This window comes from Paenibacillus sp. UNC499MF, assembly GCF_900107975.1.
Taxonomy (GTDB): domain Bacteria; phylum Bacillota; class Bacilli; order Paenibacillales; family NBRC-103111; genus Paenibacillus_F.
Genome location: NZ_FNVF01000003.1, coordinates 246,534 through 263,047 on the forward strand (window position 1 = coordinate 246,534; position 16,514 = coordinate 263,047).

10 protein-coding genes are annotated in these 16,514 nt (G+C 54.4%); all 10 read right to left on the reverse strand.

Features of this window, described 5'->3' with window-relative positions; translation table 11 throughout:
- Positions 1-7: 7 nt before the first annotated feature.
- The 10 genes from C4S74_RS09155 to leuC all read right to left on the reverse strand — a co-directional run bounded on the left by C4S74_RS09155 (position 8) and on the right by leuC (position 16,490).
- Entirely contained in the window at positions 8-1,858 is a 1,851-nt protein-coding gene (locus C4S74_RS09155) for an ABC transporter ATP-binding protein (protein WP_103995033.1), read from the reverse strand.
- Positions 1,851-3,635 (reverse strand): ABC transporter ATP-binding protein, encoded by a 1,785-nt coding sequence (locus C4S74_RS09160; protein ID WP_103995034.1) that lies wholly within the window; start codon positions 3,633-3,635, stop codon positions 1,851-1,853. The genes C4S74_RS09155 and C4S74_RS09160 overlap by 8 nt, the downstream gene beginning before the upstream one ends.
- 647 nt (positions 3,636-4,282) lie before the next feature.
- Positions 4,283-8,074 carry a dynamin family protein gene (locus tag C4S74_RS09170; protein WP_103995036.1) on the reverse strand — a complete coding sequence of 1,264 codons (3,792 nt, stop codon included), beginning with the start codon at positions 8,072-8,074 and terminating at the stop codon, positions 4,283-4,285.
- A 193-nt stretch (positions 8,075-8,267) separates the two neighbouring features.
- The gene (locus tag C4S74_RS09175; protein WP_009675599.1) at positions 8,268-8,546 is read right to left on the reverse strand and encodes a hypothetical protein; all 279 of its coding nucleotides are present in this window, start codon (positions 8,544-8,546) and stop codon (positions 8,268-8,270) included.
- Between the two features lie 29 nt (positions 8,547-8,575).
- The gene (gene nth / locus C4S74_RS09180) at positions 8,576-9,235 is read right to left on the reverse strand and encodes an endonuclease III (RefSeq protein WP_103995037.1); all 660 of its coding nucleotides are present in this window, start codon (positions 9,233-9,235) and stop codon (positions 8,576-8,578) included.
- A 153-nt stretch (positions 9,236-9,388) separates the two neighbouring features.
- Complete coding sequence (locus tag C4S74_RS09185) at positions 9,389-12,076, reverse strand: S-layer homology domain-containing protein (protein ID WP_103995038.1); 2,688 nt, start codon at positions 12,074-12,076, stop codon at positions 9,389-9,391.
- 38 nt (positions 12,077-12,114) lie between these two features.
- Positions 12,115-12,699, reverse strand: a complete 585-nt coding sequence (locus C4S74_RS09190) for a GerMN domain-containing protein (RefSeq protein WP_103995039.1) — start codon at positions 12,697-12,699, stop codon at positions 12,115-12,117.
- A 21-nt stretch (positions 12,700-12,720) separates the two neighbouring features.
- A complete protein-coding gene (locus tag C4S74_RS09195; protein WP_103995040.1) occupies positions 12,721-14,124 on the reverse strand; it encodes an N-acetylmuramoyl-L-alanine amidase family protein in 1,404 nt (467 codons plus the stop codon).
- Positions 14,125-14,424: 300 nt separating this feature from the next.
- A complete protein-coding gene (gene leuD, locus C4S74_RS09200; RefSeq protein WP_103995041.1) occupies positions 14,425-15,033 on the reverse strand; it encodes a 3-isopropylmalate dehydratase small subunit in 609 nt (202 codons plus the stop codon).
- Between the two features lie 35 nt (positions 15,034-15,068).
- Positions 15,069-16,490, reverse strand: a complete 1,422-nt coding sequence (gene leuC / locus C4S74_RS09205; protein WP_103995042.1) for a 3-isopropylmalate dehydratase large subunit — start codon at positions 16,488-16,490, stop codon at positions 15,069-15,071.
- Between the last annotated feature and the right edge of the window lie 24 nt (positions 16,491-16,514).

Genomic DNA, 16,514 nt, shown 5'->3' on the forward strand with positions numbered 1-16,514 from the left:
AGACCGGTCAAATCGCATCCTGCAAAAATTTATACTGGGCCTGAATGAGCCCGTAATAAATGCCCTGATGCCGCATCAGCTCGTCGTGATTACCGGTTTCCATCATTCGCCCGTGATCGAGTACGATGATCTTATCCGCTCCGCGGATCGTAGACAGACGGTGGGCGACCATGAAGGAAGTCCGGCCTTGCAGCAGCGTTTTTAACGCTTCCTGGATGCGCAGCTCCGTCTCCGTGTCGATGCTTGCCGTCGCTTCGTCCAGAATCAGGATAGCGGGGTCCGCAAGCAGTGCCCGGGCGAACGAAATGAGCTGCCGCTGTCCCATGGAAAGCGCGTTCCCCCGCTCCTGGACTTCCGTGTCGTAGCCGAAAGGAAGCTTCTGGATGAAATCGTGAGCGTGGACCGCTTGGGCCGCCGCCTCCACCTCTTCATCTGTCGCATCAAGCCGGCCGAATCGGATATTGTCGCGGATCGTTCCCGAGAAAATAAACGTGTCCTGCAGGACGATCCCGATCTGGGACCGCAGGCTTTGCAGCGTAACGTCCCGGATATCCGTCTCGTCGATGCGAACGCTGCCCTGGGTGGGATCATAGAAGCGGCAGAGCAGATTAATGATCGTGCTCTTGCCCGAGCCCGTATGGCCGACAAGCGCGATGCTCTGCCCCGGCTGCACGTCGAGATTAATGTTGTGCAGGGCGGTGCGGCCTTTTTCATATTCGAAAACGATATTCTCGAAGCTGACATGTCCGCGGATCGGCGGCAGGGCAGCCGCGTTATCCTTCTCGCCGACGGTCGGCTGCTCATCCATAAATTCGAAAATGCGCTCGGCAGACGCCATGGCCACAAGAAGCTGCGAATACATCTGCACCATGCGGTTGATCGGCTCCCAGAAGTTGCCGATATAGCTCGCGAAGGCGACGAGAAGGCCGACTGTGATCTCACCGGACTGGATCAGGCTCGCTCCGTACCAGAACAGGATAAAATACCCGATCGCGCCCGTAATCTCGATGATCGGCCCGAAGCTCTGGTTCAGCTTGGAAGCCCGGTTCCACGCCTGCTTGTTGTCCTCGTTCATCTGCTCGAAGAAGCGGATGTTTTCTTTCTCCTGCGTGTAAGCCTGCGTGACCCGGATGCCCTGAATACACTCGTTGAGATGGGCGTTCAGGCGGGATTGTTTAATATTTACGGTCTGCCACGAACGTCTGACCCGTTTGCGGAGCTGGGACGAAACGATAAACATGAGCGGAACCGTAATGATAATCGCGGCTCCCAGCTTGAAGTTGATCGTCAGCAGAATAATCACGATCCCGATCAACTGGACACAGTCGATCATCATGTTGACGACCCCGTTCGTGAATAAATCCTGAAGGGAGTTCACGTAGTTGGTTACCCGTACCAGCACCGAACCTGCCGGCCGCTTATCGAAAAATTCAAAGGACAGCCGCTGAATATGCCGGAACAGGTCGTGTCTCAGATCGTAAATCACGCGCTGGCCGATGACACTTGTATACTTGATCCGGTATTTGTTCGCCAGCCACTGGATGATGTACACCCCAAGCATTAAAGCGACCATGCCGAACAAAAATTTAGCGTCCCCGCCGACATAAAGCGACGAATCGATCGTCGTACTGATAATAAGCGGGATCGACAGCTTCGTTACCGCTCCGACGATCATCATGACGATAACGATCGGAATAATCTGCTTGCTGTAAGGCTTCATGTAAACGGCGAGCCGTTTAAACTGCCCCCAGTCAAACGATTTTTCCAGCATTTCGTCGTCCTGGTAGACGAACCGTTCGCCACCCCCGGCTCCCTTGCCGTTCATTTTCTCTTCGGACTGCCGCTGCCGGTTACTCATTGACTGCCGCCCTCCTTTGCTGCGCATCCGCCGCTCCCGCGACATCGGGATGATCCGAATATTGGATGCGGTACGTTTCCAGATAAGGGCCTTCCCGGCGGATCAGCTCCGAGTGAGTCCCTCTTTGTACGACGCGTCCTTTATCCAGTACGATAATTTCGTCCGCGTGTTTGAGCGAAGAAATACGGTGGGCGATAATGAACGTCGTCCTTCCCCGCATCACTTCCTTGAAACCCGCCTGAATTTCCTGTTCCGTCTCCATATCGACCGCACTTGTCGCATCGTCCAGGATCAGAATTTTAGGATCTTTAATCAGAGCTCGGGCAATGGCGATTCTCTGTTTTTGTCCTCCCGAGAGGCCCATTCCCCGCTCGCCCACGACCGTGTCGTAGCCGAGAGGCATCTCCATAATAAAATCATGCGCTTTCACAAGCTTGGCCGCGCGGATAATCTCGTCCATCGTCACGTCTTTGCGTCCGTAGGCGATGTTGCCCTTGATCGTCGAGGAGAACAGGAACGTTTCCTGGAATACCGTCGCAATCTGGCTTCTCAGGCTTTCCAGCCGGATGTCTTTAATATCCGTACCGTCCAGCGTGATTTGTCCGGTTTTCACGTTATAGGCCCGCATAAGCAGGGAAATAATCGTCGATTTCCCGGAACCCGTTCCGCCCAGGAAGCCGATGACGGATCCGGGAGTCGCGTTCAGGCTAAGGTCGTGAATGGCGGCCTCCGCATCCGGATAGGCAAATGTCACCCGGTCGAAATGAACGTGCCCTTTTACGGTATCGGGGTTCAGTTCGACTGCATTCTCCCCGTCCTTCACATGAACGTACTGATGGAGTATTTCGAGAATTTTTTCACCGGACGCTTTGGACTGCGTATAGTTATTAATGTGAAACCCGATTCCCCACATGGGGCCGATAATATACCAGACAAGGCTGAAAAAGGCGACGAGTTCCCCTACGGACAGCGATCCGAGTATAACCATGTAACCGCCCACACCGAGCAGAATAACGGCGCTCAGGTTCGCGATCAGCTCCATTACCGGGAAATACTTGGACCAGATCTCCGAGGTAATAACGTTGTTCGCCCGGTATTCCTCGTTGCGGAGCGTGAATTTCTCGACTTCGTAAGGTTCGCGGGCAAACGATTTCACCGTGCGCACCCCTGTAATATTTTCCTGCACAGCCGTCGTCATATTGCTCATGGAAGCCCGGAGCGAACGGAAGGCCGGATGGATTTTCCCTTCAAAACGGATAGCCGCGAAAGCCAGAAAAGGCATCGTCAGCATCGTTAGAAGCGTCAGCTTCCAGCTGATCGAGAACATCATGACCATCCCGAAAAGAACCATAAGAAACACGTTCAGAATCTGCGCGAAGCCGAAGCCGATAAAGTTCCGGATCGCTTCGAGATCGGCCGTAAGCCGGGACATTAGATCTCCGGTACGGGCTTTGTCGTAGTACTGGAAAGATAAGTACTGGAGCTTCTCGTACATCGCTTCCCGCATGTTGTACGCGACCCGGTTGCCGAGCCGTCCCCCGCTGAATCCGTGCAAAAACTGGAACAGCGCTTTGACCGCGATCACTCCCACAACCATAAGAGCCAGTGCCGGAACCTGATCGTAGCGCTTCACCGCGATAACGTCATCAATGAGATAACGCAGCAGGTTCGGGTACACAAGCCCCAGAGCCGTCGTGCAGATCAAGCAAAAAATAGAAGCGAAAAGCAGCTTCCGTTCGGGCCAATAAAACCGTTTGAGCCCCTTAAAGACTTCCATAGCATCCTCCTGGACATGGGCCAAGTTCACCGAATTTTGAGCAAGGCTTTACCTAGCAAACCTTAATGAATCTTAACACCATCCCCGTAGGGCGGCAACGAGTGGAAAAAGGCTGAATTCCCCTTAACCTTTCATATGTTCACGAATTAGACACCTGAGGGTTGCTATCCTTGTAAATCATCAAATTTCCCATCAATGAAAGCGGTATCATAACAAACCTAACTAAACCCCGTTTTTTCTTTAATGCGTCTTTAAATACATTTTTAAATACATGCCGCGCCATAACCTTTTCCTGTAAAAAAGGAAAGACCATCACTTGGAATTCAGTGAAGGTCTTTTTCTTTTTGAACATACGTTTTCCAAAGGCAACGCGCCCAGCTAAAGCATTCCGTCCGGTTAATCCGATTACTCAAGATGCCTGACCGGCTCCCGGCTCAGCAAGTTTGCCAAAGTTAGGGAACAGGCGCACGTCGGAAAAATACGGACTGGGTTTCAGCCTGCCGGGCATCTCCCCTGAATGCCGCAGGGGGTCGAGACGAACGGCCCGCACGTTGTGGCAGTCCACTTCCTTCTCAGGATAAACCTCTGCGGCAGTTCCACTCGAATACGGGACTACCCTGAGCCTGAAACAGCCGAAAATGCCGGGACTATCCGGTTACCCGTTCCTGCCCGTCTGCTGTTTCTCCGCTGCGCGACGGCATCCATTTGGCGAGCTCGTCGCGCTTGGCTGCCAGCACGCCGACGTCCGTCCGCATTTGAAGCGCATCTCTCATGCCCTCCAGATGTTCGCGGTAGCTCTCCAGGTGTCTTTCCTCCAGAACGGCGAATGTATCGGTCAGATGTCCCGCATACAATTGTTTCAGCATTGCTACGGCATTATCCACGAAACGTGCGACAGGATCGTTCAGTCTGCCTTCCAGCTCCGTCCTCAGCTTGCTTTTGCCTTCGCCCTCGAAGAAATGTTTGGCGCTCTTGAAATGAGCGGCAAGCACTTTATCCGTAACGTCGGGAGCTTCCAGCGGAAGCTTGTTATCCGGCGTGTCGAAAGACACGGATTCGAACGCTTCGAATTCGTAGCTTTCCTGCAGCTTGCGGAGTCCGGTTCCCCATGTTTCGTAGGTTCCTTTCGCAAGCTTGTTCAGAAACTGCTCGATCCGCAGACTGGTCGCCAGCACTTCCTGCTGAAGATCGAATTCGATCATCCGCAGGAGGTCGCGCCAGCTCTCGCGCAGGGCGGCTTTGGGATCCCCGACCCCTTCCCGGAAAGAAGCCGGGTTGAAGGAAGCGTTATACAGCTCGCCGAACCGGTACATGGTCCGCTGCTTCACGTAATAAAGCAGCTCCTGGATTTCTTTCGCCAGTTCCCGCTGCACAGGCGCAGCGTCCGTTTCCTTCAGGAGACGGACGGCCGCTTCCTCCGCACGCTCCAGCGCCTGCAGGCGTGCCTTGCGGGCCTCTTCCCCCTGCTGCGCCCCTTCGATACGTTCCTGGAGAACATGCAGCGCCCGTTCAAGCTCCTGATCGGCGGAGCGCAGCGAAATATCCGTCAGCTCCTCCAGCGTGAAGCGGATAAAATCCCGTTCGAACGGAACGATACCGGAAGCCTCCAGCTTCCTGTCGTCCCCGGACAGCTTTCCTTCGGCCGCCAGATGACTCGAAACCGGGTAAATTCTCGGATGACGGATTCCGTGCTGAAGCAGGTTCGTTTCAATATGGCGGACAACGCCCTGCAGTTCTTCCTCCCCGGCCGCCAAATCCGCGGCATTGACGAGAAAGAACATTTTATCCAGCTCGAAGCTGTCTTTAACCCTTCCGAGCTGCAGCAGAAACTCCCGGTCCGCCTGGGAGAACGCATGGTTATAGTAGGTCACGAACAAAATCGCGTCCGCGTTCTTGATATAGTCGAAAGCGACGCCCGTATGGCGCGCGTTGATCGAATCCGCACCCGGCGTATCCACAAACACGATTCCCTGCTCCGTGAGCGGCGTGGAATAATGCAGTTCGATGTACTCGACGAAGCACGACTTGGATTCTTCCGCCACATAACCGGCGAATGCTTCCTCCCCGACTTTCTGCTGCGTCCCGAGAAGCGGGGCGGCATCGGGCCAGCCTTTGGCAACCGCTTTGAGGAACGTATAGTGCGGCTTGCCCTTGGCCGTTACGCTTTCCGGAGTAAGCCCGCGGATCGCGGCCAGCGCCTCATCTATCGCAGACGCCCGGACGCCCAGCATATCCAGGGAGAACAGCACGTCCTGGAGCATCACTTCGGCCGTCTTCATCTGCACCTTGGCCGTTCCATGCGGCCAATCGGCCGTAGGCGGCACGATCTTGTTAATCGCCGCGGTCGTCGGATTAGGCGACACGGGCAGGACGCGCTTGCCGATCAGCGCGTTGGTGAAGGACGACTTGCCGGCACTAAAAGCGCCGAACAAGGCGACCGTGAACGTCTTATGCCGCAGACGTTCGGCTTTCTCGCGCAGCGAGCGCACAATCGATCTCATCGACGGCATATCGCCGAGGAGATCCGCCGCCGCCGCGAGATCCTGTGCGCGGCGCTCCGCGCGCTTCGCGCCGAGCTGCAGCCCGCCCGCGGCCGCTTCCGTGGCGGCGCCTGCCGCGTCGGCCGCCGGTGCCGCGAACGCTCCGTCTGCCGGAGCGCCGCCCGGTGCGGCAGCGCCCCCTGCCCCGCCCGCGAGGCTGTCACGATCCCCTGGCGCGGTATGCGCCGCCCGCAGGATCGTGTCCATCTCGGACGTGTGCAGCACGCCGCGCAGCTCCCCGGTCTCTTCGCCGCGGTAAGCGGCAAGATCCGGCAGCTCGTACGCCTTGGCGTGCGGCCAGGAAGCCAGCGCACGCAGAGCTTCCTCGCGGGCCGCCTCCTCGCGCTCGAAGCGTTTCAGCTCGCGCAGGGCGCCGAGCCGCTCTTCCAGCTGCCGCAAATCGGGCGCCAGCTCGGAATCGAGCCGGACCGAGCAGCTTCCGGCAAGACCGGCGAGCCGGTCGATCAGCGCGAGCGCCGAGCGGCGCGCGGCCGTTTTGAGCTCCGCGGCCGTCTGGCGCATATACGTCATCGTGTATTCGTTTCCGAACACGGCTTCCGTGTTAACCTGCGAAGCGAGCCATGAGGACGTGACCTCCACGCTGAACGCGTCAATATCGGCCAGCAGCTTCTCGTCGCTCATGCCGATGCCGCTGTACGCCCGGCGCAGCGCATCCCTCAGATGCCAATCCATCTGGGCGTGCACCTGCTCGGCGTAATCCTCGCGGAAAACCTCCAGACGCCGCTCCACCTCCGCAGCCGTCTTCGCGGCCGCTCCGAAGAAGCCGACCTTGAAGCCCGGCTTGCGGCTCAGCAAATATTCATGCGCTTTGTCGCGGGTCAACGCAGGCGTCACGTTCGCATTGTCGATGATCGCCGCAATCTCTTTCCTCAGCGAGTCCGTCAGCTGCCCGGGCAGCGACTGCGCTTCGTTCAGGCGGCGGGACAGCTCCTCGTACTCGGCCAATACTCCGGCCGATTCCTCTTCGTCCACGCGCTCGCGCAGAACCGCTTTCTGCGGTTCGCTCTGCTCCCTCAGCCACTGGATATGCTCGCCGATCAAATGATCCGCGGCCGCGTCCACGCTCGCTTCGCGAAGCTCCCGCTGCATGCCGATCAATCCGGACAGCAGCCATTTGAGCTTCCCGGATTCGTTGCGCGGGTGGTCCGGCTGCTTCATCGTTACGAAGAACATCCCGTCCGGATAAATGCCCCAGCTGCGGAACGCCTCCAGTGCGCTTTCTTTGTAAGTATCGAAAGACAGTTCTTCTTCCCGGTGTTTATCGATTTGGTTTACGATCAGGTAGAGCGGCTTGCCGCGTTCTTTCATCTGTTTCGTAAAAGCCAGGTTTACTTCCGATTGAACATGGTTATAGTCCATGACATAGAAAACCGCATCGGCCAGATGAAGCGCCGACTCCGTAGCCATGTGATGGGCCCCGTCCGTCGAATCGATTCCCGGAGTATCCAGAAGCACGGCGTGCTCCCCGAGAAAAGGCAGCGGATACGAAATGTGAACTTCCTCGATATCCGTTCCGTTGACGCAGTAAGCGTCGAGTTCGTTCAGCGGGATCCGCCGTTTTCTGGCCTCTTCCTCGCCCTCGCTCCTCTGAACGACTTCCGCCCCTTCTTCCCCGCTCTCAATGCTAACAATATTCGCACTCGTCGGAATAGGGCTGGAGGGCAGAAGCCGGTGCCCGCATAAGGTGTTGATCAAAGTGGATTTGCCCGCCGAGAAGTGCCCGCAGAACGCAAGGACGGTCTTCTCGCCGCCTAGCTTGTCTTCCAGCTGAATCAGTTTGCGCACCCGCGCGCCGTCGCCGGCCCTCTTCATTTCTTCCCGAAGACGGCCGAATGCGCGGAGAACCTCGTCCTTTCTTTGCTCCATAAGTCCATTCATTGAGTTTCTAATCTCCCATGCCATTGATATCGGTATAAGTGTAATCCCGGGTGTAGCGGAAGTCAATTTCTGTTTATACGCAAAAACCCGTCCGTTCGCGCACGAGATGCAGACGCCGAGAAAATCAGCGTGTCCCTGTGCGGACAGACGGGTAACCTGCTTGGAAGCCCGGTTGAAGCGGAACAAAAGCGGTTTAGGAAACCACTGCGCTCTCTTTTTCTTCCGGAAGGAAGATTTCGAAAACATCGCCGTGTTGAAGGATGGTAATGTCGCCTTCTTTCACTTTCATGACAACCACTTCCGGTTTTGTTCTCATTTTTTCGAGATAGTTCTCAGGCACTTCGCCGGATTCGCTGACGATAACGCCCTGAATTTCTTTTTCTTCATTTTCGGAGAGCGGTGTGTTCATAATTGTCTCGTACAAATCGGAAAATAGTTCGAAGTCTTTCGTGTAAACAGCTATGCATTTCATTTCTACTCATCCCTCACTACACATTCTTTTTAACTAGTTTTGCGTACTTTCTTGATTTTCATACGCCTTTTTCCTTCCGGACAGATGTCAAGCAGCGGGCAAATATCGCATTTCGGCGATTGCGCCTTGCAGTGGTACCTGCCGAAAAAAATAAGCCGGTGATGCGTCAAGGTCCATTCCTCGCGAGGCACTTTTCGCATCAGTTTCTTCTCGACTTCGAGTACGGAGTCGTCCTTGCCCGCCAGTCCAAGCCGCTTCGACACCCGTTCTACATGAGTATCGACGGCGATTGCAGGAACCCCGAAAGCATTGGAAACGACTACGTTAGCCGTTTTGCGGCCTACACCGGGCAGCTCCACCAGTTGTTCGTGCGTGGTTGGAATCTGGCCGTCGTAGCGTTCGAGAATGAGTTGACACAGCTTCTGAATGTTCTTCGCCTTGTTGCGGTACAAACCGATGCGTCGGATGTCCTGCTCAAGCTCCTCCAGAGGGACGGCTAAATAATCTTCCGGCGTCTTATATTTTTGAAACAGCGTCTGGGTGACTTTATTCACGGTTTCATCTGTACACTGGGCGGATAGAAGCACCGCAATGGTTAACTCGAACGGATTCGAATGGTTCAATTCGCAGTGAGCGTCTGGAAACATTTCCCCAATCGTGTCCAAAATGTGCCTTACCTTCTGATTCATGAGTACCTCTTCTTCAATTCCCCGTTTTCCTTTTACAAGTGTAGCGGAATGTTTGTCAGGTTGCAATGGAAGGATGCAAACAAATGCGAACATTTTTCAAAAAAATTTTGGCAACCAAAAAACCGCCCTCGGGAGAGGACGGTCAGGCAATCCTTACTTTTCCATTTCGATGATTTTGTTATCCACGATATAGACGGTTACCGTCTCTCCTTTGTTGAAAGAGGAGGCGGTGAGGGTTTCGGCGCCTTTGTGATAGTAAGCGCTGCGGTGGATATTATAACGCTCGGTAGAACCGCTGGCGTCGAACTGGATTTGGTTCACCGCGTACTCGTAGCTGCTGAATGTCTTGGTCATGGCAGCGGCGAGCTGGATGTTGATTTTGCCGTTCGACTGCTTGATCACTTGGACGCGATCCCCGGCTTTTATCGCATTCAGACCGATGAGGGTCGTGCCGTTCTTAACCACTGCATCCGTTCCGATAGTGTACAGCTGGATTTTGCCCGTCGGCTCCTGAATGGTCAGCGTGCCGTTGACGGAATCCACATTCGTGACTTTACCGCGGGAAGGGCTTACGATCTCCGCTTTCACGACGCTTCCGCCTTTATAGGTCACATACAGGTAGTCATCCGGTAAAATATCGGCCGTTGCGGCAGACGTACCGTCGCTTTTAACAATCTTCGTGTCTTTCAGAGTAAACGTCAAGCCGTTGTTAAGATCGTCTACGGCCGTAACCTGCTGGGAGCTGTTTACATACTGAACCTTCACGAGTGTAGAACGGTCGACGACTACTTTCGTTACGCCCGCCTGATTGTAATCGAGGGATGCCGTTACCAGGTCCCCGATTTTAAGATCGGCGAGGGTTGCGCCGCTTTTGTTCGGAATTTCTACGGCCGGCGAGTACATTTTAAATGTAAACGACTGTCCGTTGTTCGCACGGATCGACATTTCATTGGCTACCGTGTTGATTTGCGTGATCGTACCGCTAACGTCAAGGGAAAGCTGAATCGCCGTCACTTTGTTTTTCGATACTTTCAGGTCGACTTTCTTGCCCTCGGTGAAAAGGGAAGCGAAGCCCGGATAGTTTTTAAACGACATCGACGTGCCGCCGTAAGTAACGACCGTATTGTCCGAAATCGTGTAGGCGCCCGGCGTTCCGTCCGCATGCTGGACGTTCAGCTGGTTGTATTTCGAATCGAAACGGATAAACGTAGCGAACAAAAGGTTGGAAATCGAACGGTTCGTCACGGTGATTTTCACGATCTGATCGTTCGCGATATCCATCGTCAGCTCGTCATTCTCATCCAGGTCATACAGACTTGGAGAGCCGACTCCGTCAATTACGACTTGAACGTTAGTCGCTAATTTGCCGGCGCCGAAACTGCCGTCCGTTTCCTTGTAAAAGATACCCGTTTTATCACTGCTCAAACTGGAGAAAGTACCTTTAACCGTCTTGCTGACGCCGGTTCTCGTTTTGATTTTGACCTGCGTGATTTGGCTGTTCTCAAGCGTATAGGAGACGGCGTCTCCCGCTTTGATCGCGGTTTTGTCCACGAGACGGTTATCCGCATCTACGATCGTCGGATTTTTGGCCAGCGTGTATGACTCCGATTGTCCGCTCGTCAAGTCCACAAGCGCCACGGTGTCGCCGTTTACGCTCTGTACCGTACCTTCGGACGTTTTGTTCACGGGAACTTCGCGGACGACCACTTGGCCGTATTCCTTGCTCCCCGTGATAGAGTTGCGGCGGAGTTCCAGCTTGCTGCCCACGACGAGCGAAGACAGGCTGATTTCCTGGCCTTTGCCATCAAGCACCAAAGCGCCGCTGCCGATTTCGTACGCTTCGAAATTATCGAGTGTAAGCTTGCGGTCCTTCACGTTCAGCAGCGTTCCCGTAACTTTCTCGGAGCGGTCTTCGTCTTTTAGGACCTCGGCATAGTAAGCCGTTCCGCCCTGCTGGACGAGGGAAACCTGATAAGTGTACGCCAGCTCCGAAGATTGGATCGGATTATCGTTTTTGTTTCCGTAGAATACGGATTCCGGCGTCAATTTATAAGAAGTGGTTTTCCCCTTCTCGTCGAAAATGCTGATCTTATCCGCGCTTACATGATTCACATAGCCGCGTACGACGCGGGAAGACAAGTTCTTGCTGTGACGCTCGGCACGGCTGAGGAACGTAGCCATTTGAGCACGGGTGACTTCTCCCTTCGGACGGAAAGTTCCGTCTTCAAAGCCGTCTACGATTCCCAGCACGGTAGCCGCGCTAATGTACGGCTTGGCCCAGCTGGAAATGCTCTTCAGATCGGTAAAAGCCGGCGTATCGTCCGCCAGGCCGTTAGCCGTTTCCTGCTGCCCGATCGCGCGGATCGTCAGCTTCGTTACCCATTCACGGGAAGCCGGCTTGCTGCCCCAGTTTTTCGAGCCGTCTTTTTCTTCGTCTACGGAAATCAGCTTCTTCTCGATAGCGGCCGCTACATATTTCTGAGCGTAAGTGTCCACTTTCAGAGGGAGATTGTAAGAAGTATTATCACTAAGGCCGGATTCAAGTCCGAGTGTGCGGACCGCCATAATGATAACATCCTGCTGGGATACGGAAGCTTCCGGACGGTAATTGCCTTTCTCATCGCCTTCTACAATGCCTTCAAGCGCGAGTTTGGTAATGTGTCTTAGTGCCCAATGTGTATTTACGACATCCGGAAAATTCTTCTTAAGCGCTTCAGCGATTGTGGATTGAGCGGATGACGTCGTCTCGGTGGTTTTGTTGTCCGCATAAGCCGGACTTAAAGAAATGCTGGAGGCGATCAAAGCGCCTGCCAGCAACATTGCGGTTTTATTCGTTTTCATGCTTGCCCGTGTTCTCCTCTCGATTGCACGTTCTCTCTTTATTTGCGTTTAATCGGGTAAGGCAGATCCATATGGCCCATCAGGGATTCCACCTGTCCGCCGTCTTTCGTAATGTAGATGGCTTTCACTTCCGGGAACTGGAACACCGTTTTCTTCAACGCATCCAGGAAAAACTGTTCCCCGCCGGAGCCGAGCTGTGCGCCTTCGCCCAGTTTCAGATCGAGTTTGAGCTCGTCCTTCTCGAATTTAACCGATTGGAAAGTGACGTCGTTAAAAAGCGGTACGGCTTGCGCGTCGTCGCTTTTCTTCAAAGCTTCCAGGGCCGATTTGTACTTGTCCCCTTCGGTTTTATAAGAAATTTTGACGTTCTTCTCTACCAGCTTCGTAAGATCCGGATCGCTGTAATAAGCTTTAATCTCAGTTTGTTTAGCCTCCGGTGAAGGAGATGGTGACGGCTTTACGGAAATAGTCGGCTCAGGTGAAGGGCTCACGGTTTCAACCGGTGCCGGTGTGGAACCTCCGTTATTGCTTGCCAGAGGCTGCTGTTTCTGGCCGCAGCCGGATGCGACTGCCAACACCAGAGAGCCTACCACGATCCCCTGTACCCATAATTTTTTCTTCATGCTACACCCACTCCTTGCTTATTACGAAATCTTCAAATACTCTTTGATGGCAGCTACGAAAGAGGCCGCGACTTTGTCCTGGAAAGCGGACGTGTACATCAGAGCTTCCTCCTGCGCGTTGGATAAAAATCCGACTTCGGCAAGGGCTGCCGGCATCTTCGTTTCTCTCACTACATGAAGGTCGCCTTCTTTTACTCCCCGGTTTTTGAACCCGGTCGCTTCCAGCAAATGCTTCTGAACGACGTTCGCGAATGCTTTGCTGTCCGCACGCTCGTAATAGAAGGTTTCGGTACCGCCTGCTGTCGGAGTCGCCTTGTTCGCATGAATCGAAAGGAACAGGTCGGCATCCAGGTTATTAGCAAATTCGGAACGGCCTTTCAGTGTGACAAAAGTGTCCGTCGAACGCGTCATATACGTCTGGATATTCGGTTCTTTCTCCAGCAGCTTCGCTACTTTATTCGCGACGGCCAGTACAAAATCCTTTTCTTTCTTGTTGGTCAGGGAAACCGCACCTGAATCCGTTCCGCCGTGACCTGCGTCAATAACGACTTTGTATTTGGTTTTACCCGGTTCCGGAGCTTTCAAAACTCCAACGAGCAGGTTCGCCTGTCCCGCTGCGGCACTGATCGTAAGATCCGCGTTCGCTTTCATGTCAAGCGTAATTCTTACGGTTGCCGGATCATTGTTGAAATTCGAAAATCTCACCTTCTCTACCATCGGATGCAGGGAAGGGACTTCACCGACATTGTTGACGAGTTTGCCGGCAAGCGAGGCGTCAAGCTCCGTACCCGGCAGATCGATGACGATCCGGTCCGGCGAGGTAAGCTTGAATACGTTCGCTTGGGGAGACTTCTTGTCCGTTCCGACCAGAAGCTGATCCTTGGTCAATTGGATCGTTTTCACAAGCACCTTATCCGATACCTGGCCGGGATTCGGCGTCGGCGTCGGTGTCGGTGTTGTGGGCGGTGTTCCCGCACCGGAGCCTTGTCCGCTCTTCGGGAAAATTTGTACTGTGCTGGTTTCTTGAACCCATTTGAAATCGTAGCCGATTTTCTGTCCGACGAACCTAACGGGAACGAGCACATTGCCCTTCACGTTCATCGGGGCGACCTCAAGTTGTTCAGCCCTGCTACCGTTGACGACCGGTTTGCGGTCACCGACTGTAAGCTGGATCTTCATGCTGTCACGAACAATAGTCGCGGTCTGCTTCGACTGATCCCAGGTCACCTTGGCACCGAGTTTCTCGAAAATTTGCCGAATCGGAACCAACACATTACCATCCACGTTGAGCGGGTCCACTTCGGTTGTCAGCGTCTTGCCGTCCAGCACGATTTTAGCGGTTGGGGGGGACGTTGCACCGAAAGCCAATGAGGGCAGGAGCAGAGCGATCATGAGCAGCGTGGCGACAGTGGACCAAAGTTTCATCATACACCTCTTACACTTATTTTTCAGCGTTCGTCTCTTCTCGCCGAGTTGCCCGCCTCATCTCTATTCTACCAAATTATGCTACGGTCAGACAACGAGAGCATAGATTCGACGGCGCCGAACATAGAGTTAGACGCAGGTTTAATGCCAAAAGTTGCACGAATTCGCCTAATAACCTTCTATATCGGCTTTTTTGAGGCAGTTTGGTAGATTTAAAGAGATATATTGGAAAAGAAAAGACATGCAAAAAAACCGTTCCCTATGGCAGGAAACGGTTTTTTGAGGACCGGCTTACGCCGTCTACAGATTCAGTGCAAGACGGCCTTGATGCTGAGCCTCATAAGCGGAAATTTTATCCGCATGCTGCAGCGTCAGTCCGATATCGTCAAGCCCTTGAAGAAGGAATTGACGGCGGTGCTCGTCAAGATCGAAATCGATCTTCAGACCGTATTCGTCCGTCAGCGTCTTGTTTTCCAGATCGACGTTGAGCTTGTAGCCCTCATGCTGCGCCGTACGCTGGAACAATTCTTCCACCTGTTCTTCGCTCAGCTTGATCGGCAGAATGCCGTTTTTAAAGCAGTTGTTGTAGAAAATATCCGCGTAAGAAGGCGCGATGACGACTTTGAAGCCGTAATCGAGAATCGCCCAAGGCGCATGTTCCCGGGAAGATCCGCAGCCGAAGTTCGCACGCGAAATGAGCACGGAAGCTCCCTGATAACGCGGCTTGTTAAGGTCAAAAGTCGGGATCACCTGGCCGTCCTCGGTGAATCTCCATTCGAAGAACAGAAATTGTCCGAAGCCGGTGCGCTCGATACGCTTCAAAAATTGTTTGGGGATGATAGCGTCTGTATCTACGTTAACACGGTCAACCGGACCGACGAGCCCGGTATGTTGTTTGAATGCTTCCATGATTGATTTCCTCGCTTCCTGTTATCTCGTTCTGGTTACGCTTCCTGCGGCACTTTGTACGTCCAGCCGCGCACGTCCGTGAAGCGGCCTTCGATCGCCGCTGCGGCGGCCATCTCCGGAGAAACAAGGTGCGTTCTGCCTCCGCGGCCCTGACGGCCTTCGAAGTTGCGGTTCGATGTGGATGCGCAGCGCTCACCCGGGCTGAGAACGTCCGGATTCATGGCGAGGCACATGCTGCAGCCCGCATCGCGCCACTCGAAGCCCGCTTCGACGAAGATCTTGTCGAGGCCTTCTTTCTCAGCCTGCAGTTTAACGCGGCCCGAACCGGGAACGACAATCGCGTTCACGTTCGGATTGACTTTGTAGCCGTTCGCCACGGCCGCGGCACGACGCAGATCCTCGATGCGGCCGTTCGTGCAGGAGCCGATGAATACGCGGTCGACGGTAAGCTCCGTCATCGGTGTTCCGGGCTCTAGGCCCATATATTCAAGCGCCTTCTCAGCCGCTTTACGCTCATTCTCCGTCGCCATTTCCTGCGGGTTAGGCACGCTGCTTGTGACGCCTGTGCCCATGCCCGGGCTTGTGCCCCAGGTAACCTGCGGCACGAGGGAAGCGGCGTCGAAGTCAACGACGAGGTCGTAGGACGCGCCTTCGTCCGTGGTCAGCAGCTTCCAGCCTTCGACCGCCTGGTCGAAGGCCGCATCCTGCGGCACGTACTGGCGGCCGCGCAGGTATTCGAACGTCGTCTCGTCGGGAGCGATCAGTCCCGCTCTGGCACCGGCTTCGATCGACATGTTGCAGACGGTCATGCGCTCTTCCATGGACAATCCGCGGATCGCTTCGCCCGTATATTCGATGACGTAGCCAGTCGCAAAATCCGTTCCGTACTGGGCGATGATGCCCAGAATAAGGTCTTTTGCGGTAATGCCGACAGGCAGGGCGCCGTTTACGCGGACTTCCAGCGTCTTCGGTTTCGACTGCTGCAGCGTCTGGGTAGCAAGCACGTGCTCGACTTCGCTTGTGCCGATTCCGAACGCCAGGGCGCCGAAGGCACCGTGCGTGGACGTGTGGCTGTCGCCGCAAACGATCGTCTTGCCCGGATGAGTCAGGCCGAGTTCGGGACCCATAACGTGGACAACGCCTTGATCCACATGGTTCAGGTCGAACAGGGTAACGCCGAAATCGCGGCAGTTTTGCGAAAGCGTATCGATCTGCTGTTTGGAAATCGGGTCTTTGATGTTAAAACGGTCTTTCGTCGGCACGTTGTGGTCCATCGTGGCGAAAGTCAGCTCCGGACGGCGCACCTTGCGTCCGCTCAGACGGAGTCCTTCGAAAGCCTGCGGAGAAGTTACCTCGTGTACGAGATGAAGATCGATGTACAGGATGCTCGGTTTTCCTTCTTCTTGATAAATCACGTGGTTATTCCAAATTTTTTCGAATAATGTTTTTTTACTCATGTCGCTCACCCCAGATAAAGATTC

Excerpts from the sequence above, each read along its gene's own strand:
- C4S74_RS09170 (WP_103995036.1), bottom strand. The coding sequence starts at position 8,074 with ATGAATGGACTTATGGAGCAAAGAAAGGACGAGGTTCTCCGCGCATTC.
- C4S74_RS09185 (WP_103995038.1), bottom strand. The coding sequence starts at position 12,076 with ATGAAAACGAATAAAACCGCAATGTTGCTGGCAGGCGCTTTGATCGCC.
- leuC (WP_103995042.1), bottom strand. The coding sequence starts at position 16,490 with ATGAGTAAAAAAACATTATTCGAAAAAATTTGGAATAACCACGTGATT.
- C4S74_RS09155 (WP_103995033.1), bottom strand. The coding sequence starts at position 1,858 with ATGAGTAACCGGCAGCGGCAGTCCGAAGAGAAAATGAACGGCAAGGGA.
- C4S74_RS09190 (WP_103995039.1), bottom strand. The coding sequence starts at position 12,699 with ATGAAGAAAAAATTATGGGTACAGGGGATCGTGGTAGGCTCTCTGGTG.
- leuD (WP_103995041.1), bottom strand. The coding sequence starts at position 15,033 with ATGGAAGCATTCAAACAACATACCGGGCTCGTCGGTCCGGTTGACCGT.
- C4S74_RS09175 (WP_009675599.1), bottom strand. The coding sequence starts at position 8,546 with ATGAAATGCATAGCTGTTTACACGAAAGACTTCGAACTATTTTCCGAT.
- nth (WP_103995037.1), bottom strand. The coding sequence starts at position 9,235 with ATGAATCAGAAGGTAAGGCACATTTTGGACACGATTGGGGAAATGTTT.
- C4S74_RS09160 (WP_103995034.1), bottom strand. The coding sequence starts at position 3,635 with ATGGAAGTCTTTAAGGGGCTCAAACGGTTTTATTGGCCCGAACGGAAG.
- C4S74_RS09195 (WP_103995040.1), bottom strand. The coding sequence starts at position 14,124 with ATGAAACTTTGGTCCACTGTCGCCACGCTGCTCATGATCGCTCTGCTC.